At 37.8% G+C, this 23,948-nt stretch carries 23 protein-coding genes; 22 read left to right on the top strand and 1 reads right to left on the bottom strand.

The features are described from left to right. Positions 1–116 precede the first annotated feature (116 nt). From A3Q34_RS17835 to A3Q34_RS17860, 6 genes are all read left to right on the top strand, one after another. Entirely contained in the window at positions 117–578 is a 462-nt protein-coding gene (locus A3Q34_RS17835) for a nuclear transport factor 2 family protein (RefSeq protein WP_070376570.1), read from the top strand. A gap of 242 nt (positions 579–820) precedes the next feature. After that, entirely contained in the window at positions 821–1,735 is a 915-nt protein-coding gene (locus A3Q34_RS17840; RefSeq protein WP_070376571.1) for a hypothetical protein, read from the top strand. Positions 1,736–1,900: 165 nt separating this feature from the next. Then, positions 1,901–2,158, top strand: coding sequence for a DUF2999 family protein (locus tag A3Q34_RS17845; RefSeq protein ID WP_070376572.1), 258 nt, complete (start codon positions 1,901–1,903; stop codon positions 2,156–2,158). Between the two features lie 20 nt (positions 2,159–2,178). Then, positions 2,179–2,430, top strand: a complete 252-nt coding sequence (locus A3Q34_RS17850; RefSeq protein WP_070376573.1) for a hypothetical protein — start codon at positions 2,179–2,181, stop codon at positions 2,428–2,430. A 45-nt stretch (positions 2,431–2,475) separates the two neighbouring features. Then, positions 2,476–3,015: a DUF924 family protein gene (locus A3Q34_RS17855; protein WP_070376574.1), complete on the top strand. Its 540-nt coding sequence runs from the start codon at positions 2,476–2,478 to the stop codon at positions 3,013–3,015. An 18-nt stretch (positions 3,016–3,033) separates the two neighbouring features. Further along, complete coding sequence (locus A3Q34_RS17860) at positions 3,034–3,681, top strand: RDD family protein (RefSeq protein ID WP_070376575.1); 648 nt, start codon at positions 3,034–3,036, stop codon at positions 3,679–3,681. Between the two features lie 103 nt (positions 3,682–3,784). Here the strand turns inward: A3Q34_RS17860 and A3Q34_RS17865 are convergent, their stop codons facing one another. Next, positions 3,785–6,097: a peptidase U32 family protein gene (locus A3Q34_RS17865; protein WP_070376576.1), complete on the bottom strand. Its 2,313-nt coding sequence runs from the start codon at positions 6,095–6,097 to the stop codon at positions 3,785–3,787. Positions 6,098–6,208: 111 nt separating this feature from the next. On the opposite strand from A3Q34_RS17865, the gene A3Q34_RS17870 reads away from it, so the two are divergent. From A3Q34_RS17870 to A3Q34_RS17945, 16 genes are all read left to right on the top strand, one after another. Next, the gene (locus A3Q34_RS17870) at positions 6,209–6,889 is read left to right on the top strand and encodes a glutathione S-transferase (protein WP_083278082.1); all 681 of its coding nucleotides are present in this window, start codon (positions 6,209–6,211) and stop codon (positions 6,887–6,889) included. Positions 6,890–6,947: 58 nt separating this feature from the next. Beyond that, complete coding sequence (locus A3Q34_RS17875) at positions 6,948–7,511, top strand: TlpA disulfide reductase family protein (protein WP_083278083.1); 564 nt, start codon at positions 6,948–6,950, stop codon at positions 7,509–7,511. A gap of 32 nt (positions 7,512–7,543) precedes the next feature. Next, the gene (locus tag A3Q34_RS17880; RefSeq protein ID WP_070376578.1) at positions 7,544–7,768 is read left to right on the top strand and encodes a DUF4266 domain-containing protein; all 225 of its coding nucleotides are present in this window, start codon (positions 7,544–7,546) and stop codon (positions 7,766–7,768) included. Then, positions 7,759–9,084: a DUF3570 domain-containing protein gene (locus A3Q34_RS17885; protein WP_070376579.1), complete on the top strand. Its 1,326-nt coding sequence runs from the start codon at positions 7,759–7,761 to the stop codon at positions 9,082–9,084. The genes A3Q34_RS17880 and A3Q34_RS17885 overlap by 10 nt, the downstream gene beginning before the upstream one ends. A 79-nt stretch (positions 9,085–9,163) precedes the next feature. Beyond that, a complete protein-coding gene (locus tag A3Q34_RS17890) occupies positions 9,164–10,060 on the top strand; it encodes an FAD:protein FMN transferase (protein ID WP_070376580.1) in 897 nt (298 codons plus the stop codon). Positions 10,061–10,170: 110 nt separating this feature from the next. Then, a complete protein-coding gene (locus tag A3Q34_RS17895) occupies positions 10,171–10,794 on the top strand; it encodes a DUF2057 family protein (protein WP_070376581.1) in 624 nt (207 codons plus the stop codon). A 53-nt stretch (positions 10,795–10,847) separates the two neighbouring features. After that, positions 10,848–11,633 carry an SIMPL domain-containing protein gene (locus A3Q34_RS17900; RefSeq protein ID WP_070376582.1) on the top strand — a complete coding sequence of 262 codons (786 nt, stop codon included), beginning with the start codon at positions 10,848–10,850 and terminating at the stop codon, positions 11,631–11,633. 145 nt (positions 11,634–11,778) lie between these two features. After that, positions 11,779–12,255: a GAF domain-containing protein gene (locus A3Q34_RS17905; RefSeq protein ID WP_070376583.1), complete on the top strand. Its 477-nt coding sequence runs from the start codon at positions 11,779–11,781 to the stop codon at positions 12,253–12,255. Then, positions 12,255–12,545, top strand: a complete 291-nt coding sequence (locus A3Q34_RS17910; protein WP_070376584.1) for a hypothetical protein — start codon at positions 12,255–12,257, stop codon at positions 12,543–12,545. The genes A3Q34_RS17905 and A3Q34_RS17910 overlap by 1 nt, the downstream gene beginning before the upstream one ends. A gap of 28 nt (positions 12,546–12,573) precedes the next feature. Beyond that, a complete protein-coding gene (gene proQ / locus A3Q34_RS17915) occupies positions 12,574–13,377 on the top strand; it encodes an RNA chaperone ProQ (RefSeq protein WP_231907384.1) in 804 nt (267 codons plus the stop codon). A 17-nt stretch (positions 13,378–13,394) separates the two neighbouring features. Further along, the gene (prc, locus tag A3Q34_RS17920; RefSeq protein WP_070376585.1) at positions 13,395–15,431 is read left to right on the top strand and encodes a carboxy terminal-processing peptidase; all 2,037 of its coding nucleotides are present in this window, start codon (positions 13,395–13,397) and stop codon (positions 15,429–15,431) included. A 204-nt stretch (positions 15,432–15,635) separates the two neighbouring features. Further along, positions 15,636–17,171: a Na+/H+ antiporter NhaC gene (gene nhaC, locus A3Q34_RS17925; RefSeq protein ID WP_442855287.1), complete on the top strand. Its 1,536-nt coding sequence runs from the start codon at positions 15,636–15,638 to the stop codon at positions 17,169–17,171. Positions 17,172–17,283: 112 nt separating this feature from the next. After that, positions 17,284–19,848, top strand: coding sequence for an aminopeptidase N (gene pepN / locus A3Q34_RS17930; protein WP_070376587.1), 2,565 nt, complete (start codon positions 17,284–17,286; stop codon positions 19,846–19,848). Positions 19,849–19,855: 7 nt separating this feature from the next. Further along, positions 19,856–20,071 (top strand): DUF2835 family protein, encoded by a 216-nt coding sequence (locus A3Q34_RS17935; RefSeq protein ID WP_070376588.1) that lies wholly within the window; start codon positions 19,856–19,858, stop codon positions 20,069–20,071. A gap of 323 nt (positions 20,072–20,394) precedes the next feature. Beyond that, entirely contained in the window at positions 20,395–22,443 is a 2,049-nt protein-coding gene (locus tag A3Q34_RS17940) for a DUF1302 domain-containing protein (protein WP_070376589.1), read from the top strand. A gap of 23 nt (positions 22,444–22,466) precedes the next feature. Further along, complete coding sequence (locus A3Q34_RS17945; protein WP_070377244.1) at positions 22,467–23,843, top strand: DUF1329 domain-containing protein; 1,377 nt, start codon at positions 22,467–22,469, stop codon at positions 23,841–23,843. The last annotated feature ends 105 nt before the right edge of the window (positions 23,844–23,948 follow it).

Here is a 23,948-nt window from a genome sequence, read left to right on the forward strand (position 1 = left end):
GCAAGGTAATTATAATAAAACGTTATTTTGGTAAGTAACGGTTAATTGTCTATTAACAAAATGGCTATCAATTTAGCTAGGTATAATTATAAAATAATTGATGACGAGGGAAAGCCATGAACAATAAAAATTTACTTATTCTTATTTTTACTTTATTCGTAAGCGTTAATTCATTGGCCAATGAAGCCGTTTTTAGACCGGTTGAAGCACTATTTTCTGCGATGTCAGCAGCAGACCATCTTAAAATGAAAGCCGTGGTCACTGACGATTTTCAGTTGTTAGAAGCTGGCGAAGATTGGAGCTTAACCGACCTGATTAACGTTGTTAAACCCTCAGAGTATAAGCGAAGAAATTATTTTAGTGTTATTAAAACAAGTATTTATAGTGATGTTGCCTGGGTAAGTTATTGGAATAAAGCAACTTTCAATAATGGCAAGGAAGAAAGTACTGTAGCTTGGTTAGAAAGTGCCGTCATGGTGAAAGTGGCGGGGCAATGGAAAATGCAAATGCTGCATTCAACGCGAATAAAAGCTGAGAGTATTCCTAAAGATATTTTATTGTCTGAATATGTTGATTAACCTGCGAACAACAGATTTAGATGTGACTAAGTTTTGAAATTGAAAAATAATGACCTGCAGTCGGGACAAACTGTCTTTTCCTAAAAGCGCTAAAACAGTTTATAATAGCGTCGAAAAATTCGATTGGCAGCTGATTTTGAACATTCAAAGTGATCTCCTTAAACTTCACCTACTTTCTATCGAATTAAAATAAGTCTTTATTTTAATTCCTTGAAGAGTATTTTCGGAAAATTAAAAACCACATGCTCAAGAAAAACCTACGTTGGTTAACTCTATTTTTATTATTGTTCATTTTTATTGCGCTGGGTTCATCAATCAAACATCATTATCACAATAAACTGGTTTCAATGGATGAGAGGCTCACCGAAGTTTCGGGTATTGAATTTGATAAGAAAGGTAAACTTTGGGCAATAAATGATGGTGGTGATAAGCCTAATTTATACCGGGTTGAAGCTGATGGTAAAATAAGTAAAACGGTGTTGATCACTAATGCTAAAAATATTGATTGGGAAGATATGACCCAAGACGATTTTGGCCATTTCTTTTTAGGTGATTTTGGTAATAACGACAATAAGCGAAAATGGCTAACCATCTATAAAATAGAAAACCCCATTGATATTAAGGGTGATAGTACTAGCGCTGAGATAATTAAATTTATGTATCCAGAGCAAAATAGTTATCCGCCAAAAGAACATCAGAAAAAATATGATCTAGAAGCTTTTGTTTTTTACAAAAAGAAATTGTACTTATTTACAAAGAACAGATCTGTGCCATTTGACGGTGAAACTAATTTGTACCGAATAGGGGCTTATGCGGCTAATCATCAGGCGACAAAACTCAGCTCTTTCACGACTTGTACGCATCATGAAAAACTCTGTTGGATAACTTCTGCGGCGTTAAGCCCCAATAAAAAGAAACTGGTATTATTAGACTCACAAAGGTTGTGGCTATTTGAAAATTGGCAAGGTGATGACTTTTTTTCAGGCGATGCTTATGAAATTAATCTAGGGACTATTACCCAAAAAGAGTCAGTGACTTTTTTTGATGATAATACGGTAGTTTATACGGACGAAGAATTTATGGGTATTGGCAGAAATGCTTACTTAATTAAACTTGATCAACAAAGAAAAATTCCTGTTCATTCACTGCAAGAATGAGCCATTTAAATATCGTTATCAATTTTTGTTTTTTTAATCATCGATTCGCTAGGTAAATGACATTTACTGAAAATAGCGTCAATGAATGAGAAAATTAGATTGGTAAATGTCAGTTGAAATAGCGACAATGCTGTTTAGCTAAGTTTTATGTTTTAAGGAAAGGTAATGAATCCTATTATTCAGGCACTAAAAGAATTAAATGTCAGTGAAGAAAAAATTAAAGAACTTTTTCAAGTACTCACCGAAAATCCAATGATGGCGATGATGAATATTCAGTCATTGGGTTTACCACCGGAGAAGTTGCAATCGATTATGATGATGGTCATGTCTAGCCCAGAACTCATTAAAGAAGCGGTTGAAGAGCTAGGTTTAGATTTTGCTAAAGTTGAAGCGGCTAAAGCTAAACTTAAAGAAAATCAATAATAGTTTAGTAACTGTTATTGATGGCTAAGCCCAATAAAAAAGCCCCTGAAAAGTCTGTTGATATTTATTGCAGTAAGTGCCGAGCACCGCTGTATAAATACAAAAAAGGCGGTAAGGGGGCATTAGTTAAATGCTTTAAAGCTCGGATAGTTAAAAATTTTACCATAACACCTTGTGTGTGCCCAAGCTGTGCCAGTATCTTTGCTAGGGAGATGTTAATTCGGGGTATGCCGGCCTTTAAAATGATTGGTGGTAAAGTGACCTTTAAATAAAGGTGCTTAGCCGATAGATTGATTACAGCTATTGAGGTTAGGTAAATGAATGCAGATGACGTTTTAAATTTTTGGTTTACAGAAATTGATCAATCACAGTGGTGGCTAAAAGACCTCGCGTTTGATCAGTGCATTATTAGCCAGTTTTCGGCTGTGCATCTGGCGGCAAATAGTGGCGAGTTATTCAAATGGCGACTTACAGCTAAAGGACGACTTGCTGAAATTATTATTTTAGATCAGTTTTCTAGAAATATGTATCGTGATACGCCAAGTGCTTTTGCTTGTGACCCCTTAGCTTTAGCGCTTGCCCAAGAAGCGATAGCCGCAGGCGCTGACCAAGAGTTAAATCCTCTAGAAAGAAATTTTTTGTATATGCCGTTTATGCACAGTGAGTCTTTAGTGATACATGATATCGCTGTTAAGCTCTTTGTCGAGAATGGTGTTGCCTCAAGTATCGATTTTGAAAATAAACATAAAATAATCATTGAAAAATTTGGCCGTTATCCGCACCGCAATAAAATCCTTAACAGGAAGTCTAGTCAAGAAGAACGTGAGTTCTTAACACAAGCCAATTCATCTTTTTAAAAAGGAAGCATAGTCTACATGGATCCAATAATCGATTTTACGTCATATACCTTAGAAGAATTATACTCAGCAGCAGAACAAATCGACAGTGAGCAATACCCAGAACGAGCTGCAGAAATTAATAAGCTAATCGCTGAGAAAACAGTTGTTGAACCCGCACCTGTATCTGTACCTGTAGCAGTTGAGCAAACTGTCGCTGAACCGGCGATAGAACAAAATGTGAAAAGAGTGGGCGAAAAAGCAACACGTTTAGACCGTTTTTATGCGGCATTAATTGATGGTCTTATTGGTATATTTGCTGCGGTACCTATTTTTATCACTGTCGGTTTTGATAAATTAGCGGAACCCACTTTTTCTTTAACAGTGATGTTACTTGCTTATGGACTTATTGCTGGCCTTGTCTTACATGGTTACCTGCTTTACCATTATGGACAAACCATAGGCAAGAATTTCATGTCTATTCGAATTGAAAATTTAGATGATAGTAAGGCAAGTTTAACGACCATTTACGTTAAGCGCATGATACCGATGCAATTACTTTCACTTGTTCCTTTTGGTGGTCAAATTATTTCAGGCCTGGTTAATCCTCTCTTTATCTTTGGTAAAGAAAAGCGTTGTTTGCATGATTATGTCGCAAAAACAAAAGTCTGTTATACCAACAACTAAATTTATTTTATAATAAAACCTGCATGTTTACTGACTTAGTCTGGTGATAAACATGCAGTTATTTTATTAGCATCGTTTGGGTATTATCTGCTCACGATTATCTTTATAAGCCATTGTGATATTGGCTGTTCGTTGATTCAGGTACCATGATATTAAGTGTCTCAGGTACGTTAGTATTACCGTTAAGTAATGCTTCAAATTGGCTAATCAATAACGCTTTGTCTGGTGTTTCTTTATCACCCGAGCCAATGTTAGTCAGATCAATCATAAAGCCATCAAATAAATCACTAAGGTCTTCAATAATTTCAGTATTTAAAAACTGGTCTTGGTTATAAATACTTGGATAGCCCGCTTTTTGTTTATCGATAGCAAACGAAACACCTTTCAAGTTAGTGATACTGGTTGATTTATCACACGACAGCATACAGCCGTTATCAATGCGTGGTTTTTCACAGCCAACACTTTGTTGGAAGAAACATTGTCGGCTGGCCATCAATAAAATAGGGTGGTAAATACTGTAGAAAAGTTTGAAGTTTTCAGGACGAGCAATATTTCTAATTTGTTGACGGTTTATTTCGTTAGAAATAAACGCACCTTTACAGTCAAAACCTTCCTGCATTGCAAGTAAAGCGTAAGAATTAGTCGTATTTAAGAAAGGCCCTGCTATCCACTGAATCCCCAAACGGTTGGCTTCATAAGCAATACCTGTGTTATTGGTTACAATCAGTTGTGGTTTTACTTGTTGTAAAATATTGACCGCAACGTCGTAATCTTTGCCAATTAATACTGAAGGAAACCAAGGGATCAAGCGAGGGTTTTCTTTAAGAAAACCGACATACTTAGTACAACCACGTTTATATGCATCGGGTAATTTAAAGTAAATATCTGCCGAGGTTAGATTTGCTAATTCAACATCACTTTCATCACAAATAAGAATTGATAGCTCGGCTTTTGCATCACCAGTCGCGGTATGTTTAGGATGATTGACTAACTTAGGTAATTGAACCTCAGGTAACACAGCTTTAGAGTTATTCAACAAAAAGGCGGCTTCATTTTTTAATACCGTTAATTCTTTAAAAGGAATGCTTAAGCCATCTTCTAAGTCATCGGTTATTATTTCAATCAAATCGAAATGGGCATTGTTAAAGCTTTTAAAACGCTTTTCAAGGGTTTCTCTGTCAATACTCAGTTTGCCACTTTTTACTAAGTTGCTTTGTGACTTAAGCGCGTAACTTTTAACCTCAAGCCCTTTCTCGCTGTCTTTAGCATCAACAAAAGCTTGCTGTTGAGAAAGTTCTTTTGTCGTTACGGTCAAGGTAAGTGGTTTATCTAATGTACCTGAAATAGCCAGTGTTAGCGGTATTTTGCCAATGGTTAAATGTTTTATTTTATCGTCAACAGAGGCATTGATCAGCTGTTTTTCATCATTAAGTTTTTGTTCAACTTCTTGAATTTGTACAACTGATATTGCATTACTTTTATCGACAGCGTGGTATTTAGAGTTATCCCGCGGGTTTTCAATAAACATTGACTGATTTAAATCACCACGTAAAAAGGCGTTGGAGAAGTCGCGGTTAAAAACTTTATAAAGGCGTTCACCATCTTCGAGTAATTCACCCGTTTTAAGGAAACCATCAATTTGTTTGCGAAAGCTATCAACAACAGTATGAACGTAGCTGGCACCTTTTATACGTCCTTCAATTTTAAAGGAATGCACACCCGCTTCGATAAGCGCAGGTAAATCAAAAAAGGCCGAGTTATCTTTTATATTTAACGGGAATTTATTACCGGTTGCTGTTGGTTCATATTCTTCACGACAAGCTTGGCTACAACGACCACGATTTCCTGAATTGCCAACACTTGCTGAGGTTGAATAACAAAGACCAGAGAAAGCAACACAGAGTGAACCATGGACAAAAACTTCTGTTAAGGTATCGTGTGCTTTGCCTGCTGCTGCCATTGCGGTAATTTCACGCAAATCTAACTCTCTTGATAAATTCACTCGTGACGCACCAAGTTTTTTCAAAAAAGGTATTTGACCCACGTTATGGGTGGTTAATTGTGTTGATGCGTGAATATCTAAGGTCGGGAAATGCTGGGTAAGCAGATAGAACATGCCAATATCTTGCACGATAACGCCATCAAGTGTGGTGTTGGCAAGTTTAGTTAATAATTTAGCCAGTGAAGCAAATTCACGCTCTAAGATCACCACATTCAAGGTTAAAAATATTTCACATTGATACTGATGAGCTAAACGAATAACGCCAACAAGTTGATCAAAGGAGATATTAGTCGCACGATTACGGGCGTTAAAAGTATCTAGGCCACAGTAAACGGCATCGGCTCCAGCAATAATCGCTGCTTTAATTGCTTCGACATCACCGCCGGGTGCTAATAACTCTATTTTTTGATCCATGGGGTCACTTATCTTCACTTAAATTTAAAGGTGGCGATTTTACCGATATATTTCCTTAATGAATACCGTTAAAGTAACTTATTATTTTATATTTTCTATAAATAAACGCCCATGAAGCCAAACTCGTCATTACCTGTACTCTATTCTTTAAGAAACTGTCCTTATGCAATGCGCGCAAGAATCGCAATATATTATGCAAAACAGACAGTTGCATTACGTGACCTAGTATTAACCGATAAACCCGATGAAATGATTGCGGTCTCACCAAAAGGTACGGTACCGGTTTTAGTGACTGAACATGTTACGGGAGAGCCGCGAGTGATTGAAGAAAGTCTGGAGGTTATGCTGTGGGCATTAGATAAAAGCGATCCCGATAATCTTCTGCATAGTGATAGACCCGATTTATTACCGGAAATGTTATCGTTAATTTCAACATTTGATAATGAATTTAAACAATGTTTTGATAAATATCAGTGTGCAAAACGTTATCATGAAACGTCACTGGCCAGCGACAGGGCTGCGTGTGAAAAATACATAGCCGATTTAGAGCAACGTCTACAACTCACTGAATTTCTTATGTCAGACAAAAACAGTTTGGCCGATATCGCTTTATTGCCTTTTATTCGTAAGTTTTCAAAAGTTGAGCGGCAATGGTATTTACACTCACCGTATCCAAAACTTAGAGCATGGCTAAATAACTATTTACAAAGCCGGATGTTCAGTAAAGTGATGACCCAATACCCCTTGTGGTTGGACAATAAAGCGGTGATAACTTTTGGCGACGACCGTTAAAAAAGCCATCACTAAGTTTGTTTAAATTTTCTTAAGCTTTCCTTAAGAAAACTTAACTATGATAGCGTCAATTATATTTCTTGATGGTATTTCAGTGAACATTCTCAACGCACAACATCCTTATCTAACTGCAAGAGTGGCTATTAAAAAATTGCAGATTTTTTTCCTTTTGATGCTAACGACTTTAGCATTACTGAGTCATGCTAAAGCTAATAATTTATCTGAAAGTTCAGCTAAAATGCAATTAGATACCTTAATAGCTCAACACCATGGTGATGTCATTTATGTAGATTTTTGGGCGTCTTGGTGCGGTCCTTGTCGTAAATCATTTCCGTGGATGAATAAAATGCAGAATGAGCATCAAGCACAAGGCTTTACTGTTATTAGTATCAATCTCGATACGGAACAAAGATTAGCCACTGAATTTTTACGAGAGAACCCAGCAAACTTTGCAGTAATTTATGATCCTAACGGTGAGCTTGCGCGCTTTTTTAAAATTCAGGGGATGCCCAGTAGTTTGATCATCAACAAGTTAGGTGAGATTAAATACGCACATAGTGGTTTTTTTACCAACAAAGTTTCACAATACGAACAAGAAATTCAACAGTTACTTGCTCTCTAACGAATAATATAAAGAGAATAATGAGGTTTTCAATGAACAATAAATTTAAATATTCACTGGTTTTTGCTGCGGTAACTTTGGCATCAGGTTGCTCAAGTTTAGGTGTCGAACCTTGGGAACGTGATTTGTTAGCAAAAGAGCAAATGGCTTTAACATCTTCACCAATTGATTCAGCACTTGATGATCATATTTATTTCAGCAAAGAAGCATCAAGCGGTGGTAAAAGCTTCGGTGGCGGAGGTTGTGGATGCAATTAATTAATGAGAGTCAATCGAAAAAAGCTATCAACAAAAAGAACCTCAAGGCTGCGTTAACTTTAGCAACTACCGCTTTGTTAGGCAGTGTTCAAGTTAGTGCTGCCCCAACATCAGTAGCAGCAGATAAAGATACTTGGTCTTTTGATTCGGCGTTTTTATATTACAGTGAGGCTGACCGTGTTTCAGCAGCAGAAGCTGTTTTTAATGCTAAAAAAACTTATAACGATGATAGTATTTTAAACTTGAAGTTAACCGTTGATGCATTAACGGGGGCTTCAGCCAATGGCGCCGTTGCTCAGCCCGATGTTCAAACGTTTACCAGACCCTCAGGTAAAGGAGATTATCAAGTTAAAGCCGGTGAAACACCTCTTGATGACACTTTTCATGATACGCGTGTACAACTGAACGCTCAGTGGACGCAAGCACTAGCGCCTAATTTTACAGGCAGTGTCGGTGGGCATCTCTCAAAAGAATATGATTACTTGTCTTTAGGGATCAATGGCAATATTGCTTATGACTTTAATAAGAAGAACTCGACTATTTCTTTTGGTTTAAGTCATTTTCAAGACACCTTTTCGCCAGAAGGGGGCTTACCTAAACCTTTTGCTTCTATGGCGTCAGCTTATAATGACAGCGAAGATGAAAGTGCTCATGATGCTACTCGTATGGGCAGTGATGATGATAAAACCACTTCGGATATTATGGTAGGTTTTACTCAAGTCATTAACAGACGTATGGTTACCCAGTTTAATTATTCCTATTCGGTTGTTGATGGCTATTTAACGGACCCCTTTAAAGTCTTAAGTTTGTTAAATAACGAAGGTCTTGCACAAGACTATTTATATGAGAATCGCCCTAATGAGCGGACCAAACAAAGTGTTTTTGCACAAACAAAATATCATTTTGATGAAACTATTTTAGATGTGTCATATCGTTATATGTGGGATGACTGGGATATAAAGTCTCATACGGTAGATACTCGCTTTTATATTCCGTTAGGTAACGGTAGCTATTTAGAGCCACATTTACGTTTTTATCAACAAGGCGCAGCCCAATTTTATCAACCCTTCTTAATGGAAGATGATGCAACACCTGAGTTTGCCAGTGCTGATTACCGTATTGGTGAAATGACGGCTTATACGGTTGGTTTAAAATATGGTATGAAGTTAGCTGATGGTAATGATTTGTCTTTTAGACTTGAATATTATCGCCAAGACCCTAAAAGTGCCGGACATAAAGTGCCTAGTGCTTTAGCTAATATAGAAATATATGAAAGCATTGATGCAATAATTGCACAGGTTAGCTATTCGTTCTAAAGTGTAGCAATAATCTAAATAATACAAGCCCTTATTTAATCACATAAATAAGGGCTTTATCTTTTTATCAAGGTGACAATTGAAGAAACTTAGAGAAATAAAACTGGCCAAACGCTCAGACGGATTCTGTATTCAATTTGATGCTATGGCCAGTCCGTGTGAGGTGATTATTGAAACCTCTGACCCTGCGCTTGCCAAACAGCTTGGTGAACAAGTTAGTACAGAAGTTTGGCGTATCGAAGACAAGTATAGCCGTTATAACTCTGATAGTCTTTGTAGCCAGATAAATCAAAGTCAGGGTAAGCCCATCGCTATTGACGGCGAGACTTTTGCTTTATTAAACTTTGCTGATACTTGTTACCAACTCAGCGATGGGATATTTGATATAACGTCAGGCGTGCTAAGAAAAGTCTGGTGTTTTGATTGCTCTGATAATATTCCTACTTCGTTGGCGGTTAAAAAGGCCATGGATAATGTGGGTTGGCATAAGATAAAATATGATAATCGCCAAGTGACTTTACCGATAAATATGGAAATTGATTTCGGTGGTATTGGTAAAGAGTATGCGGTTGATCGCGCTATAGTCTTAATAAATTTATTAACACAACAACCCGTATTGGTGAATTTAGGTGGCGATTTAGCGACAAATTCATCAAGAAAAAATGGTCAACCTTGGCAAGTTGGAGTAGAGCACCCTGGTTTTGTCGACAAAAAAACCATAGTCGTGTCATTATTTAAGGGGGCATTGGCAACGAGTGGCGATGCAAAACGCTTTTTAGAGAAAAACGGTCAACGTTACAGCCATATTCTAAATGCTAAAACGGGTTGGCCAATTGAGCATGCACCGCGGTCAATGACTGTTTCAGCACCACAATGCATTCAAGCGGGAATATTGGCGACGTTAGCTCAAATGCAGGGCAAAAATGCAGAACAGTTTTTAGCCGAACAAGACATCAAGCACTGGGCTATTCGTTAGGTATTTAAAATAGGCGAATTAATAACAGCATTTTTCACAAGTTAAATCGCAAATAGTACGAATTAACGATAAGCTAAGCTTACGTTAATTCTCTTTTGTAGGTTTTACTGATGACACCTTGGTCTGTTAATTTACTGGCTTGTTTATTTTTTTGTTTTATAACTGCTAACAATGCTGTTGCTGCACAATTGGTGGTACCTGATGTTTATAAATTGATAAAAGTTAATGGTGAAAAGGCAAGTAGTGATTTTTTTAGCCGAAATACTGTTGTTGATATAAAACGTGGTGAAAATATTTTAGTGGTGCAATATAGTGAGCTTTTTGAAAATTATGATGATGACGACCACGTCACGATAAAGTCTGCTCCCCAAGTTATTTTATTTACTTTAAAAGAAACCATCCACCAGAAGTACATTATGGTCACGCCCGTTATATCTGACAGCCTTAGCGCACGTAAATTTGCCCAATCTCCGACCATTGAAATAAAGTCCCTTAATGAAAACTCAGTTCAACAAGACGCTATCTTTGTGCTTAATCAAAGTTTAACTGAATTTGAAGCCGGTTTAGCCTTTGAAAAAATAGCTGAACATCAAATGCAGCTGGCAAAAACGCCTGAAAATAACAAACAAAATAGCGATATTAAAAAAACAGATGATGCTCTAAATAAATTAAAGTTTTGGTGGCATAAAGCAAATAAAGAACAACAAAAACAATTTCTTGAATCTATTCGATAGACGTAAAATAGTTAATGTACCCTTTTAAAAATAACTCACTATTGAGGGATAAGATGAAATACCTACTCGTTATTATGATCAGTTTGTTCTCATTATCTATCACGGCAGAGCAATACACGACTCAGGGGATTGAAGTCATTGGTAAAGGGTCAGTAAGTGCAAAACCTGACAAGTTTACTTTTACGGTGACGGTTAGCCAACGCGGCAATGTTGCCAGCAAAGCTAAAGCTTTGGTTGACCACAAAAGCCAGTTAGTGACCCAGATGTATTTATCAATGGGCATTGCTGAGTCTGCTATTGAATCTGCTCGATTAGAATTAATTCCCCGCTATGAAATACCGGCTGATGTGCCAGCGATAATCGTTCATCAGAGATTGTCTAATCAAGAGGGCGAAAAAAACAAGACGAAGGCGGTTATTCATCGTAATCAATTAACAGATAACTCTGTGGCTCAGCAAGAAAAAATTTATTTTGAAGTGTCTCGTACCATAAAAGTGACTTTTACCGACTTTTCGCGCTATGACCAATTACTCGATAATGTTGTTAAAATCGGTGTTAATCGCATTTCTGCTTTGCAAACTTCAATAGTAAACGCTGACGTTTTGTATCAACAAGCGCTGATCAATGCCTTAAAAAATGCGCATCAAAAAGCCACCACTATTGCAGAGCAAATGGGCGTTACCTTAGGTAAAGTTTCAAATTTGACCGAGTCTGCTTATCACACTCCAAACACTTATGTTATGGCCGGTAGAAGTAACGCCGGTTTTAATTCACAAGTAGCGGAAAATAATGTTGTGGCACAAGTGAATGTTACTTTTGCCATAAAAACCGAGAAATAAAGCGGCAGTTAAGCCAATTAGCAGCAATATAAGTTAAAAGTGCGTAAAATCTGTAATAATTGCTTTAACTTCACGGGTTATCGGGTTATGTTATGCGTTTTTTGACCATCACTTATCTTTGATAAACATAAGAATACCGGTATTTATGAATAAAAATGATTTATATCAAGAACTTTACCAACAAGTTGATGCCTTAATCAGCGATGAACCTGATATTATTGCTAACATGGCAAATATTAGCGCTTTACTGTTTGAGCACTTATCACAAGTAAACTGGGTTGGATTTTATCGTTTAATTGATAATGAACTAGTTTTAGGGCCTTTTCAGGGTAAAGTGGCTTGTATTCGTATTCCTGTTGGCACAGGGGTCTGTGGCACGGCAGTTAGCCAAAGCACCACACAACGTATTGCCGACGTTCATTCGTTTGATGGTCACATTGCTTGCGATGCAAGTAGTAATTCAGAAATTGTTATTCCGGTAAAAGTCGGTGACAATATCATTGCTGTCCTTGATATAGATAGCACAGCCTATGATCATTTTGATGAAATTGATCAACAAGGTTTGGAAGCAATAATTAATTTATTTGAAAATATGATCATCAAGCATGGCGTGTTAAACTAATGAAAGAAATTATCGTTATTCATGATTATCTCGTTAGCGAAAGTATTGTCGGTGACTGGGATGGCCAAGAAGAATTCGTTGCCGAACGAATAAATGAAATTTATCATCTGATTTATGATTTAGCCGAAGAAGATATTGAACCAGAGATATTAGCGCAATTATTATCTTTGGTTTGGGACACTTGGATTTGCCAAGAATCACTACCTGACATAGATAGTGAAGATATTTATGACTGGTGCCAACATTTGTTGGATAACCGTGAACAGTACCTTCAAGATTTAACCTCTTAGATTTAAGAAATTTTAAAAAGTTGTATTTATGGACACTAAAATAGTAAACGAAGTGAGCAAAACAGAAATGAGTAATACTGAAACTGAAGTAACTACTGACGTTGCAGTTGATACTGACGTTGCACTACAAACACCGGTAACAGCAGAGCAAGAAACTGAAGTTAAGCGGTTAAGCACAAAGGAAATCATTGCTTATTTAGCGGATAAATTTCCTAAGTGTTTTTCGGTTGATGGTCCAGCTAAAGCGCTTAAAATCGGCATCTTTCAAGATTTGTCTGCAAATTTAGCGGAAGATGGCACTGTAAGTAAAACTCGCTTACGCCAAGCATTAAGACATTACACTAGCAGCTGGCGTTATTTGAAAGCGGTTAAGTTGGGTAACTTTCGTGTTGACATCGATGGCAATGACTCTGCTGAGATAGATCAAGAGCAAGCTGACTATGCCAGTAAGACACTAAAAGAAAGCCAAGACAAATTTGGTAACAAAAACAAACACGACAAAGCAAGCAAAAAGCCTTATAAAGGATCTAAGCTTAATAAGTCAGACAATCCTACTGAAGCAAAACCGTCTGCTCACAACCTAGAAGCAAAGCAAGAAAAACAAGCTAAGTTTAAGTCGGTAAAATCAACTAAATCGACACATACTAAAGCAGAAGTTAAACTTGTTCCTGTTGAAGACAGCGCAGTCGTTGTTGGTAAAAGCGTTAAAGTTAAATTAGGCAACTCGCCTATGAACGCTATTATCACTGAAGTTGCTGGTAAAGATGTGAGTGTACAATTAAATTCAGGAATGGTTGTTAAGACACAAATTAAAAATATATTTACTGAATAAATTGGAGTGTTTTGGGCATGCTAAAAATTTGTCGTATCGCAATTGCCGTTTCTTTGTCGCTATCAGCAATGAACATCTTTGCTGTCGAAAATCTTGATAAGGTAGACTCGCTACCCATATTGGCTCCTGAAAGCCAGCATGCTGCATCGAGTAAACGCGTTACTGCGCAGTTTACTCGAGCCCATTACTCGAAAGTTGACATGGATGATGTACTTTCCGAAAAAATATTTGACCGTTATATAAAACAACTTGATTATGCTCGAAATGTTTTTTTAGCGACCGATATTGAAGACTTTCAAAAGCATCGTCTTGAATTTGATCAGATAATCTCTCGTGGTAAGTTAGATATCGCCTATGACATATTTAACTTAAACCTTCAAAGACGTGCCGAGCGTTATGAATATGCATTAAGCCTTTTAGAAAAAGAAGCTTTCGACTTTACCATAAACGAAGTTTATAACTTCGACCGTGAAGAAGCTGATTGGCCAAAAGATAGTGCAGAATTAAATGAGTTATGGCGCTTAAAAGTTAAGTACGACGCCCTAAATTTAACCTTAGCGGGTAAAGAATGGCCTAAAGTGCAAGAAGTTTTAGGCAAACGCTATCGTTATGCGATTAAAAGATTAAAACAAAGTGAAAGTGAAGATGTTTTTCAAGTCGTCATGAATAGCTTTGCTCGCGTTGTTGAACCTCACACCTCTTATTTATCACCAAGAAATGCTGAAAAATTTCAAATGGACATGAATCTGTCTCTTGAAGGCATTGGTGCGGTACTTAGAGCTGAAGAAGACTATACGGTTATCAATAGCGTTGTTCCTGGTGGACCAGCAGACAAGTCAAAAGAAGTAAAACCTAAAGACCGAATCGTTGGTGTTGCGCAAGACGATGATAAATTTGAAGATGTTATCGGTTGGCGTTTAGATGATGTTGTAGATCTCATCAAAGGACCTAAGGGCACCAAAGTTCGTTTGCAAATTTTGCCAGCGGAAGCAGAAGATGATGCCGTTATTAAAGTTGTTACGATTGTTCGCGATAAAATAGTCCTTGAAGACAGAGCAGCAAAGTCTGAAGTGTATTTTGAAACTAAAGGTGATGAAAAGTCGAAAAAATTAGGCATTATCACTATACCTAGTTTTTATAATAACTTATCGCGCGATGTGAACAAAGAACTCGATAAACTTAAAGCCGAACAAGTCGCTGGTATTATTATTGATTTACGTGGTAATGGCGGTGGTTCATTGCGTGAAGCAACATTATTAACGGGTTTATTTATTGATAAAGGCCCCGTTGTACAGATACGTGATGGTGCAAACCGAGTACAAGTTAATAGTGATGATGATGGTGTCAGTTCTTATGACGGCTCATTAACTGTGATGGTTGACAGATACAGTGCTTCTGCTTCTGAAATTTTTGCCGCAGCGATTCAAGATTATGGTCGTGGGGTAATCGTTGGTGAACATACCTTTGGTAAAGGCACTGTTCAGCAACATCGTGGACTAGGGCGAATTTATGACCTTTATGATAATCCATTAGGTAGTATTCAATTTACCATCGCTAAGTTTTACCGTATCAATGGTGGTAGTACTCAGCATAGAGGTGTTTTACCCGACATTGCTTTTCCAACGGCTGTTGACCCAGAAGACTGGGGAGAAAGTCGAGAGGAAAATGCGCTACCTTGGGATCAAATCCCTAAGGCAAAATATCAAGCTTTAGGTAACTTGTCGGCTGACTTAACGTACCTTACTTCACTGCATAGTGAACGTGTTAAAGGTAATCGTGAGTTTAACTACTTACTTGATGATATTGCGGTTTATCAAAAAGAGAAAGATGATAAAACTATTTCTCTTAAGTTAGATGAACGTAAAGAAAAACGTGAAGAACGAAAAGCGAAGCAACTTATTCGTGTTAATGAACGATTAGTTGTTATGGGTAAAGAAAAAGTGAAATCACTTGAAGACTTACCCGATGAGTTAGAAGAATTAGATCCGTTTTTAGATGAAACGGCTAAGATAACTTTTGATTTGATCTCGCTGGGTAAAGTCGCTAAAAAATAATGATTACCCACTCTAAAAAGCCGCTTAATTGCGGCTTTTATGTAAGAAAAAAGCTAAACTCAATTTTCTCTATAGATTAGCCTATATGCGTTACCCTGACTTTTAGGGGTTTGTGATTAATATCAGTTTGATTAGCGTTATATTATTTTTAAAAATGAAAAATAATATAACTTGTTAATAAAAATGGTATAAACATTAAAAATTATAACTATAAAAAACTTAAGGTCGGCATCGCACATGACAGAGCCAGAAAAAGACAATCAACCCGTAGTAATCAACACCCACAAAGAACCGAGCATGCTAGATGCGTTAATTCCTATTTTTGCATTAGTTGTTATGTTAACAACAGCCGTTTGGTATTTTGCTGACAACTCCTCTTATGGTCCAAATCAAATTGCTTTATTACTCGCTATGGGCATAGCGATTGTGATTGGTATCAAGAATGGTTATACGTGGCAGTCGATTGAGAAGTCAATTGTCGGTGGTATTTCTATTTCTTTGGGGGCAATTTTAATACTGTTAGCGGTTGGCTCATTAATAGGGACTTGGCTACTGTCTGGTACTGTGCCTACGATGGTTTATTATGGTTTACAAATTATTGACCCTAGTTGGTTCTACGCCGCTGCTTGTTTAGTTTGTGGTATTGTCGCAATGAGTATTGGCAGTTCTTGGACTACAGCGGCAACGGTCGGTGTTGCCTTTATTGGCATTGCTAACGGTTTTGAAATGTCGACCGCGGTTACGGCGGGTGCTGTTATTTCAGGTGCTTATTTCGGTGATAAATTATCACCGTTATCTGAAACGACTAACCTTGCTCCTGCAGTAGCAGGCAGTGAATTATTTGAACATATTCGATATATGTTATGGACCACAATACCTTCTATTAGCATAGCCTTGGTGCTGTTTCTTATTATTGGCTTTGATCACTCTTCAGATGTAACTGGAGACACCGCAAGTATTGACGCCTTACTGACCACACTAGATGCAACTTATAATATTTCTATACTTAATCTTATCCCACTTTTTATCTTACTTTATTTAGCCTTTAAAAAAGTACCGGCATTTCCTGCTGTGGCGATTGGCGCTTTAATTGGCGCTGTTTGGGCGTTAGTTTTTCAGCAAGAGCTTATTTTAAACATGGCTGCAGAAGGTGTTAGTGGCGTTAAAGCCTATATAACCGTGGTTTGGACAGCATTTTTTGATGGCGTAGTGGTTAATACTGGCAACAAACAAATTGATGAGTTGCTTAGTCGTGGCGGTATGTCGAGTATGCTAAACACGATTTGGTTGGTAATGTGTGCCTTAAGTTTTGGTGCCGTGTTAGAGCATTTAGGTATGCTAAATAAATTTGTTAAAGCCATTCTCTCAACAGCTAAATCAACGGGAAGCTTAATCGCCAGCACTGTTGCAACTTGTATTGGTACTAACTTAATAACAGCAGATCAATATATGGCGATAGTTATGCCTGGTCGTATGTTTAAAGCTGAATTTAAACGCCGAGGTTTTCATCCAACACTATTAAGTCGTACGTTAGAAGATTCAGGTACTATTACTTCACCGTTAATTCCATGGAACACTTGTGGTGCCTTTATGTTTGGCGCTTTGGCATTAACATCATACGATTATATTTTTTACTGCTTTTTTAATTTAATTAATCCGGTGCTTGCCATTATTTATGGTTACACCGGTTTTAAAATTAAAATGTTAGCAACAAACAGTGACGAAGCAATAAAGAGCTAACATCAAAGAACATTGCGATAAAAAGAGGATATTCATCCTTTATTTACGCTTGATATCGACATAATATAAAGCCTGTTTTTGCAGGCTTTATATTTTCAAAAAGGAAACCCTCATGACTGATTTTACCGCGCGCTATTTATCTGATTACCAAGTTTCAAATTTTTCTATTACTACCGTCGATTTGACCTTTGAACTTGCTGACACGGCAACCATAGTAACCAGTACTATGGCGATTAAACGTGAAAATAAAGAGGCTAAGCAATTAGTGCTTGATGGCGAGCAATTGAAACTTATTTCACTACAAATTGATCATCAAGACTTACCTGAAAGTTATTATCAGGTCAGTGACACACAGTTAACGCTAGATATTAGCGCTGATGAATTTATACTAACCATAGTGACTGAAATTGACCCACTTAATAACACCTCACTCGAAGGATTATTTAAGTCGGGCGGCGCTTTTTGTACACAATGTGAAGCCGAGGGTTTTAGACGTATAACCTATTACCTAGATCGTCCTGATGTGATGTCGATCTTTTCAACCAAAGTCATCGCTGATAAAAAGCGTTACCCTTATTTGTTATCAAATGGCAATAAAACTGCAGCGGGTGATTTACCACAAGGGAAGCATTTTACTTGTTGGTATGACCCTCATCCAAAACCTTGTTATTTATTTGCTGTAGTTGCCGGTGATTTTGACTTACTTGTTGATACCTTTACCACCCAAGATAAACGCGATGTGGCATTAGAAATATTTGTTGATAAAGGTAACTTACCTAAAGCTCAGCATGCTATGGCATCACTAAAAAAATCGATGCTTTGGGATGAAGAAACCTTTGGTTTAGTTTATGACCTCGATATCTATATGATTGTAGCTGTCGACTTCTTCAATATGGGGGCGATGGAAAATAAAGGCTTAAATGTTTTTAATTCGAAATTTGTTTTAGCAGATAATGAGAGTGCCACCGATACTGATTTCTTTAATATTGAAGCTGTGATCGGTCATGAATACTTTCACAACTGGACGGGTAATCGGGTAACTTGCCGCGACTGGTTCCAGTTAAGTCTAAAAGAAGGTTTAACAGTATTTCGCGATCAGCAGTTTAGCGCAGACATGCACAGTGCTGCAGTAAACCGTATTAAAAACGTGAGATTGCTGCGTTCAAAACAGTTCGCTGAAGATGCGGGACCGATGGCTCATCCTATTCGTCCTGAAAAAGTACTAGAAATGAATAATTTTTACACCTTAACCGTTTATGAAAAAGGTGCTGAAGTCATCCGCATGATTAATACCTTATTAGGAGAAGTTAAGTTTAGAAAAGGCATGGACTTATATTTTGCTCGCTTCGATGGTATGGCTGTGACCTGTGATGACTTTATTAACGCGATGTCAGATGCCTCGGGTGTTGACCTTGATTTATTTAAAGGCTGGTACTATCAGTCGGGTACACCGACATTATCTGTAGATGAGCTTTTTTCAGAGGGACAGTACCAATTAACCTTGACCCAGAAAAATCCAAATCAAAAAGATGGTAGCGAGGGTAAAGCATTACATATTCCTGTTGCTATTGAACTTATCGAAAACAATAAGGTGATCCGACGTGAGTTACTTGAGTTAACCACTGAGCAGCAAACATGGACCTTTGACAATCTTGCTGTTAAACCTGTGCTAGCGATATTGGCAGATTTTTCAGCGCCGGTGAAGCTTACGATTAAGCAAACAGATAAAGAGCTGGCAACCATTATGGCTTTTGCTGATGATGAGTTTTGTCGTTGGGATGCTGGTCAGCAATTGATGTTGAATTATATTAAAGCGTTAGTCGATGACAGTAGCTTTGTTCTGCCACAGAGTTTATTAACGACTTATCAAGCTATTTTTGACGCAAATACCGATAATTCCTTTAAAGCTGAACAATTATCACTGCCTAGTTTTGACGAAGTTGTCGCAGAAATAGCAGAGGTTGATCCTATCAAAGTAGTCAATGCTATTGCCGCAGTGAAGTTGTTTTTAGTGACCGGCTTAACCGCAAGTTTTGAGAAAGCCTTTACTGACAATAAATCGTTCTCCTATATATATGGCGGTAAAGAAGTTGGTCAACGCGCACTAAAAAATGTTTGTTTGTCTTACCTCTCTTTACTTGAGCATCAAAAGAGCAAGGTAGTAGAGCAATATCAATCGTCAGATAATATGACGGATACTCTGGCAGCATTAGTCTGCTCAGCTGACAACAACTCAGCTGACTTAGCAGGGCAGTTACAGCATTTTGAAGAAAAATGGCAGAGTACAGCATTAGTCATGGATAAGTGGTTTAGTATTGCGGCTCAACAATCTAGCGCAGATATTTTTAGTTCACTGGGTAACTTATTAACTCACCCGTTATTTAGCTTAAAGAATCCAAATCGGGCACGTTCATTAGTGGGTAGCTTCAGCGTTAATAATCCGCGTTATTTTCATTGTCAGTCAGGCCAGGGTTATCAGTTTCTCGCTGAGCAAATCGCTTTGTTGAATGAAATAAACCCACAGGTGGCTTCAAGGCTCATTACGCCTTTAATTCAATTTAGATCTTTTGATTTATCTAGACAGGAATTGATGCGAGCAGAATTAGAGAAGTTGACTACACTTAAAAACTTATCAAAAGACTTAAAAGAAAAACTTGATGCGGCCTTAGCGAGCTAACTCTTTTATGAAATATTTCTTTTCAATAAATATGACCACTGCTGAGTTTTTCCCTTATTATGAAGGTAAAGCTCAGCAGATGGTTGTCACTACAACTCAAGGAGTGCGGGTACAATTTCCGGCAATGCATATGCGAAAATATTTATTATCTACTGGTATTAGGGGGCTTTTTTGTCTAGAAACTGAAAATAATAAATTTTTATCTGTGACAAAAATGACATGATTAGAGTATTAGCTTTAAACAGTGGTCGGACCATTTGATGTGTTTGAAGACAATTGGCCTGTTTCGCTGTAACACTTAATACAAGTAACTACTTGTTAAAATCTATATGAAGAATTTTTTGTTTTAAACGCTTGTTTAAAACAGTAGTGTCTGATTCGCTTTTTATTGATTAGAAGTCATTAAAACACGGGGTATTATCAATTGTTTTTACCTCTTGCACCATTGATAAAATGATGCAATTATTGTTTTAGACCACTTATTTCAAATAGTAAGTAGCGATGATAAAAATAAAATATAATCTACACGCTCTGGGGAGAGAATAAATGAAATATAGCCCTCGCAATCGGTTTTATAAAAAACCTTTAGCTGCCAGTATAACCGCTGCGCTTGTTTGTTTAGCGACAGTAAGCCAAGCACAAGCAGAGAATTTTACATTAGGCAACTTCGACGTTACTTTTGATTCAACGTTTAGTTACGGTCAAAGTTGGCGTGTAGAAGATCGCAACTGGAATGATAATGTTGGTAAATCAAACAATTTTAATAATGGTTTTGATTTTAGTAATTATCATCCATCATTAAATCCAAATCCTGATCCAGCAACGGTATGGAATGGAAAAGGCGGTTATTCAACCAATGGTGATAACGCTAACCTTAACTATAACGCCGGTGATACCTTTTCTCAGATAATCAAAGGTTCACACGAACTAGAAGTTCGTTATGAAAACTTTGGTTTGTTCGTTCGTGGCATGTATTTCTATGATTTTGAAATGAGTGAAGGCATCCGAGCGTGGACTAATCCTTTATCAGAGGTTAGAAACGACCCTTGTCGTGACAGTGAAGCAAGTGATCAATTATGTAATGACGTAAGATTACTTGATGCTTTCGTTTATGGTGATTTCGTTGTAGGTGACATGCCGCTTTCTGTTCGTGTCGGCCAACAAGTGATTAGCTGGGGTGAAAGTACTTTAATCTCTCACGGTATTAGTGAGTTAAACCCTGTTGATATCGCTCGTCTTCGTGCTCCTGGCTCAGAATTAAAAGAAGCCTTTATTCCTTTTGGTGCAATTTGGGGTTCACTCGGTGTTTCTGAGAATTTCAATATTGAAGCCTTCTACCAGTACAACTGGGAAAAAACAGTGTTACCAGCACCGGGTAGCTACTTCTCAACTAATGACTTTGCTGGCGACGGTGGTCAATTTAATAATGTTCAATTAGGCTTTGGTAGTAACCCTGATATGGACTTAGATTATCTTATTGAAGGTCTAAATACCCTTAGTGGTGCTATTGCTGCTGGCGCTGTTCCTGCTGAAAGTATCGGCGCAGCCTATTTAGGCGCTTTTCCAACGAAGGTTACACTGCGTCAAGCTGATGCAGAAAATGAACCTGAAGATGGTGGTCAGTATGGTCTTCGTTTATCATGGTTTTTACCTGACTTCAACGACACCGAAATCAGTCTTTACCACATGAATTACCATAGCCGTCGCCCAATATTTGCTGGTGTTACTGCTGATTTTAGTAATGAAGCTATTGGTCATGATATTGGTATGTTACTTTCAGGCGCTATTACTGAAGAAAATTATACAAATTTGAAAGCATTCTCTCGTGTAGAACTTGATTATGTAGAAGATATTAAAGTTTATGCGATGAGCTTTAACACCGTATTAGGCACAACTTCTGTTGCCGGTGAAATTACTTACCGCCAAGATGAACCGTTGCAAATTGACGATGTTGAGTTATTGTTTGCGGCGATGCCTCAGCAATTAGCGAATGATCAAGGTCGCACTGAGCTTGATGGTATTTCTCAAATGCCAATATTCCAGGGCGGCGAACATGCTGATGGTTTTGTTCTATCAGATACTTTGCAAGCACAAACAACGCTAACGCATCTTTGGGGTCCTTCATTTGGCGCCAGCCAGTTAACAACATTAGTTGAAGTGGGTGGTATTAACCTGCAAGATATGCCTGACCAAGACGTATTACGATTAAATGGTCCAGGTACTGCACGTAACGGTGGCATTGCCGGTAAAGAAGGTTTAGAAATGGCGGTTCAGGACGGTGTTGAAACTAACCCGTTCCCAGACGCATTTGCTTGGGGTTACCGTGCAATTGCTAAGTTAGACTTTAATAACGTTATCGCTGGTATTAACATTTCACCACGTGTGGTCTTCTCTCATGATGTTAAAGGTACGACACCAGATCCATTATTCTTATTTGTTGAAAAACGTAAGTCTGTGGCTTTAGGTATTAACTTTAATTACCAAAGTCGCTGGTCAGCAGACATTAACTATAACGGTTTTTGGGATGGCGTAGGTACAACCAATCAAATAGCAGATCGCGATTACATTTCATTCAGCATTAAATATTCTATATAAGGGCTAAGTTAATGAGCAATATTATGAAAAATTCACTAAAAAAATTAACATTAGCCTCAGTTGCAGTAAGTTTGGCTATTGTGTCAACAGCAACTTTAGCTAAAGTTTCATCGACTGAGGTCGCAAAGTTAAGTAAAGAATTAACACCGATTGGCGCAGTACGTGCAGCCAATAAAGACGGTTCTATTCCTGCATGGAACGGTGGTATTACTTCTGTTCCTGCTGGCTATACCGTTGGTGATCACCATATAGATCCATTTTCTACCGACAAAGTAAAATACACGATCACTGCTGCTAATGTGGGTGAATATAAAGCCATGTTAACGCCGGGTCAGGTCAAGTTATTTGAAACATACCCTGATACTTATAAAATGAATGTTTATCAATCAAGACGTTCAGCTTCTTACCCTGAGCATGTTTATCAAGCAAGTATTGATAATGCCGGACGTACAGAATTAGTTGAAGGCGGTAATGGTATTGTTAACGCGGCTGTTGGTATCCCATTTCCGGTACCACAAGATGGCTTAGAAGCTATTTGGAATCACATTTTACGTTATCGTGGTGAATCTTTAACACGAGAAGGGGGTCAAGCAGCTCCCACCGCTTCTGGTGATTATACTTATTTAGGTTTTGACGATCAGCTAATGATCCCATATGGGGTTAAAGGTGCTTCAGCAGATAAACTTAAAGAAACTAATATTTTGTTTAAGTTTAAGCAAAAAGTAACTGAACCAGCACGTTTAGCGGGTACCGCATTATTAGTTCATGAAACAATGAACCAAATACAAACACCACGCCAAGCTTGGACATACAACACCGGACAACGTCGTGTTCGCCGTGCACCGAATGTTGCTTATGACACGCCAGGTACAGCGTCTGATGGATTACGTACCACAGATGATTTCGACATGTTTAACGGCGCACCAAACCGTTACAACTGGACATTAAAAGGGAAGCAGGAATTATTGATCCCTTACAATGATTATCGTTTACACAGCGACTCATTAAAATATGCGGATATTTTAATGCCAGGTCACATTAACCCAGAACATGTTCGTTATGAAAAACATCGTGTATGGGTTGTCGAAGCTAACTTAAAATCAGATACACGCCATACTTACAAAAAACGTGTTTTCTTTATTGATGAAGATAGCTGGCAAATTGCGGTAACCGATATTTACGATAACCGTGACGAGTTATATCGTGTTGGTGTTGCCCATGGTTTGAATTATTACGAAGTTCCTACACAATGGTCTACACTTGAAGTGTTCCATGATTTACAGTCTCGTCGCTACATAGCAATGGGCTTAGATAATGAAGCTAAAATGTATGACTTTTCAGCTGAGTTAGATGATATATCATTTACTTCTTCTGCATTAAGACGTGAAGGACGCAGATAACCGCTAGGTTTTAAACATTTATAACGGCTGACAACGCTCAGCCGTTATACTTTAAAAGATAAGAAACTTTAACAATGTCATGGATGATGTGATAAAAGTAACACT

Origin of the sequence: Colwellia sp. PAMC 20917, from assembly GCF_001767295.1 — a bacterium.
GTDB lineage: Bacteria > Pseudomonadota > Gammaproteobacteria > Enterobacterales > Alteromonadaceae > Colwellia_A.

Excerpts from the sequence above, each read along its gene's own strand:
- A3Q34_RS17885 (WP_070376579.1), top strand. The coding sequence starts at position 7,759 with ATGCAATTAATTAATGAGAGTCAATCGAAAAAAGCTATCAACAAAAAG.
- A3Q34_RS17935 (WP_070376588.1), top strand. The coding sequence starts at position 19,856 with ATGAAATATTTCTTTTCAATAAATATGACCACTGCTGAGTTTTTCCCT.
- proQ (WP_231907384.1), top strand. The coding sequence starts at position 12,574 with ATGGACACTAAAATAGTAAACGAAGTGAGCAAAACAGAAATGAGTAAT.
- prc (WP_070376585.1), top strand. The coding sequence starts at position 13,395 with ATGCTAAAAATTTGTCGTATCGCAATTGCCGTTTCTTTGTCGCTATCA.
- A3Q34_RS17945 (WP_070377244.1), top strand. The coding sequence starts at position 22,467 with ATGAAAAATTCACTAAAAAAATTAACATTAGCCTCAGTTGCAGTAAGT.
- A3Q34_RS17940 (WP_070376589.1), top strand. The coding sequence starts at position 20,395 with ATGAAATATAGCCCTCGCAATCGGTTTTATAAAAAACCTTTAGCTGCC.
- A3Q34_RS17865 (WP_070376576.1), bottom strand. The coding sequence starts at position 6,097 with ATGGATCAAAAAATAGAGTTATTAGCACCCGGCGGTGATGTCGAAGCA.
- A3Q34_RS17840 (WP_070376571.1), top strand. The coding sequence starts at position 821 with ATGCTCAAGAAAAACCTACGTTGGTTAACTCTATTTTTATTATTGTTC.
- A3Q34_RS17860 (WP_070376575.1), top strand. The coding sequence starts at position 3,034 with ATGGATCCAATAATCGATTTTACGTCATATACCTTAGAAGAATTATAC.
- A3Q34_RS17845 (WP_070376572.1), top strand. The coding sequence starts at position 1,901 with ATGAATCCTATTATTCAGGCACTAAAAGAATTAAATGTCAGTGAAGAA.
- A3Q34_RS17835 (WP_070376570.1), top strand. The coding sequence starts at position 117 with ATGAACAATAAAAATTTACTTATTCTTATTTTTACTTTATTCGTAAGC.
- A3Q34_RS17850 (WP_070376573.1), top strand. The coding sequence starts at position 2,179 with ATGGCTAAGCCCAATAAAAAAGCCCCTGAAAAGTCTGTTGATATTTAT.
- A3Q34_RS17875 (WP_083278083.1), top strand. The coding sequence starts at position 6,948 with ATGATAGCGTCAATTATATTTCTTGATGGTATTTCAGTGAACATTCTC.
- A3Q34_RS17855 (WP_070376574.1), top strand. The coding sequence starts at position 2,476 with ATGAATGCAGATGACGTTTTAAATTTTTGGTTTACAGAAATTGATCAA.
- A3Q34_RS17900 (WP_070376582.1), top strand. The coding sequence starts at position 10,848 with ATGAAATACCTACTCGTTATTATGATCAGTTTGTTCTCATTATCTATC.
- A3Q34_RS17895 (WP_070376581.1), top strand. The coding sequence starts at position 10,171 with ATGACACCTTGGTCTGTTAATTTACTGGCTTGTTTATTTTTTTGTTTT.
- A3Q34_RS17880 (WP_070376578.1), top strand. The coding sequence starts at position 7,544 with ATGAACAATAAATTTAAATATTCACTGGTTTTTGCTGCGGTAACTTTG.
- A3Q34_RS17910 (WP_070376584.1), top strand. The coding sequence starts at position 12,255 with ATGAAAGAAATTATCGTTATTCATGATTATCTCGTTAGCGAAAGTATT.
- pepN (WP_070376587.1), top strand. The coding sequence starts at position 17,284 with ATGACTGATTTTACCGCGCGCTATTTATCTGATTACCAAGTTTCAAAT.
- A3Q34_RS17905 (WP_070376583.1), top strand. The coding sequence starts at position 11,779 with ATGAATAAAAATGATTTATATCAAGAACTTTACCAACAAGTTGATGCC.
- A3Q34_RS17870 (WP_083278082.1), top strand. The coding sequence starts at position 6,209 with ATGAAGCCAAACTCGTCATTACCTGTACTCTATTCTTTAAGAAACTGT.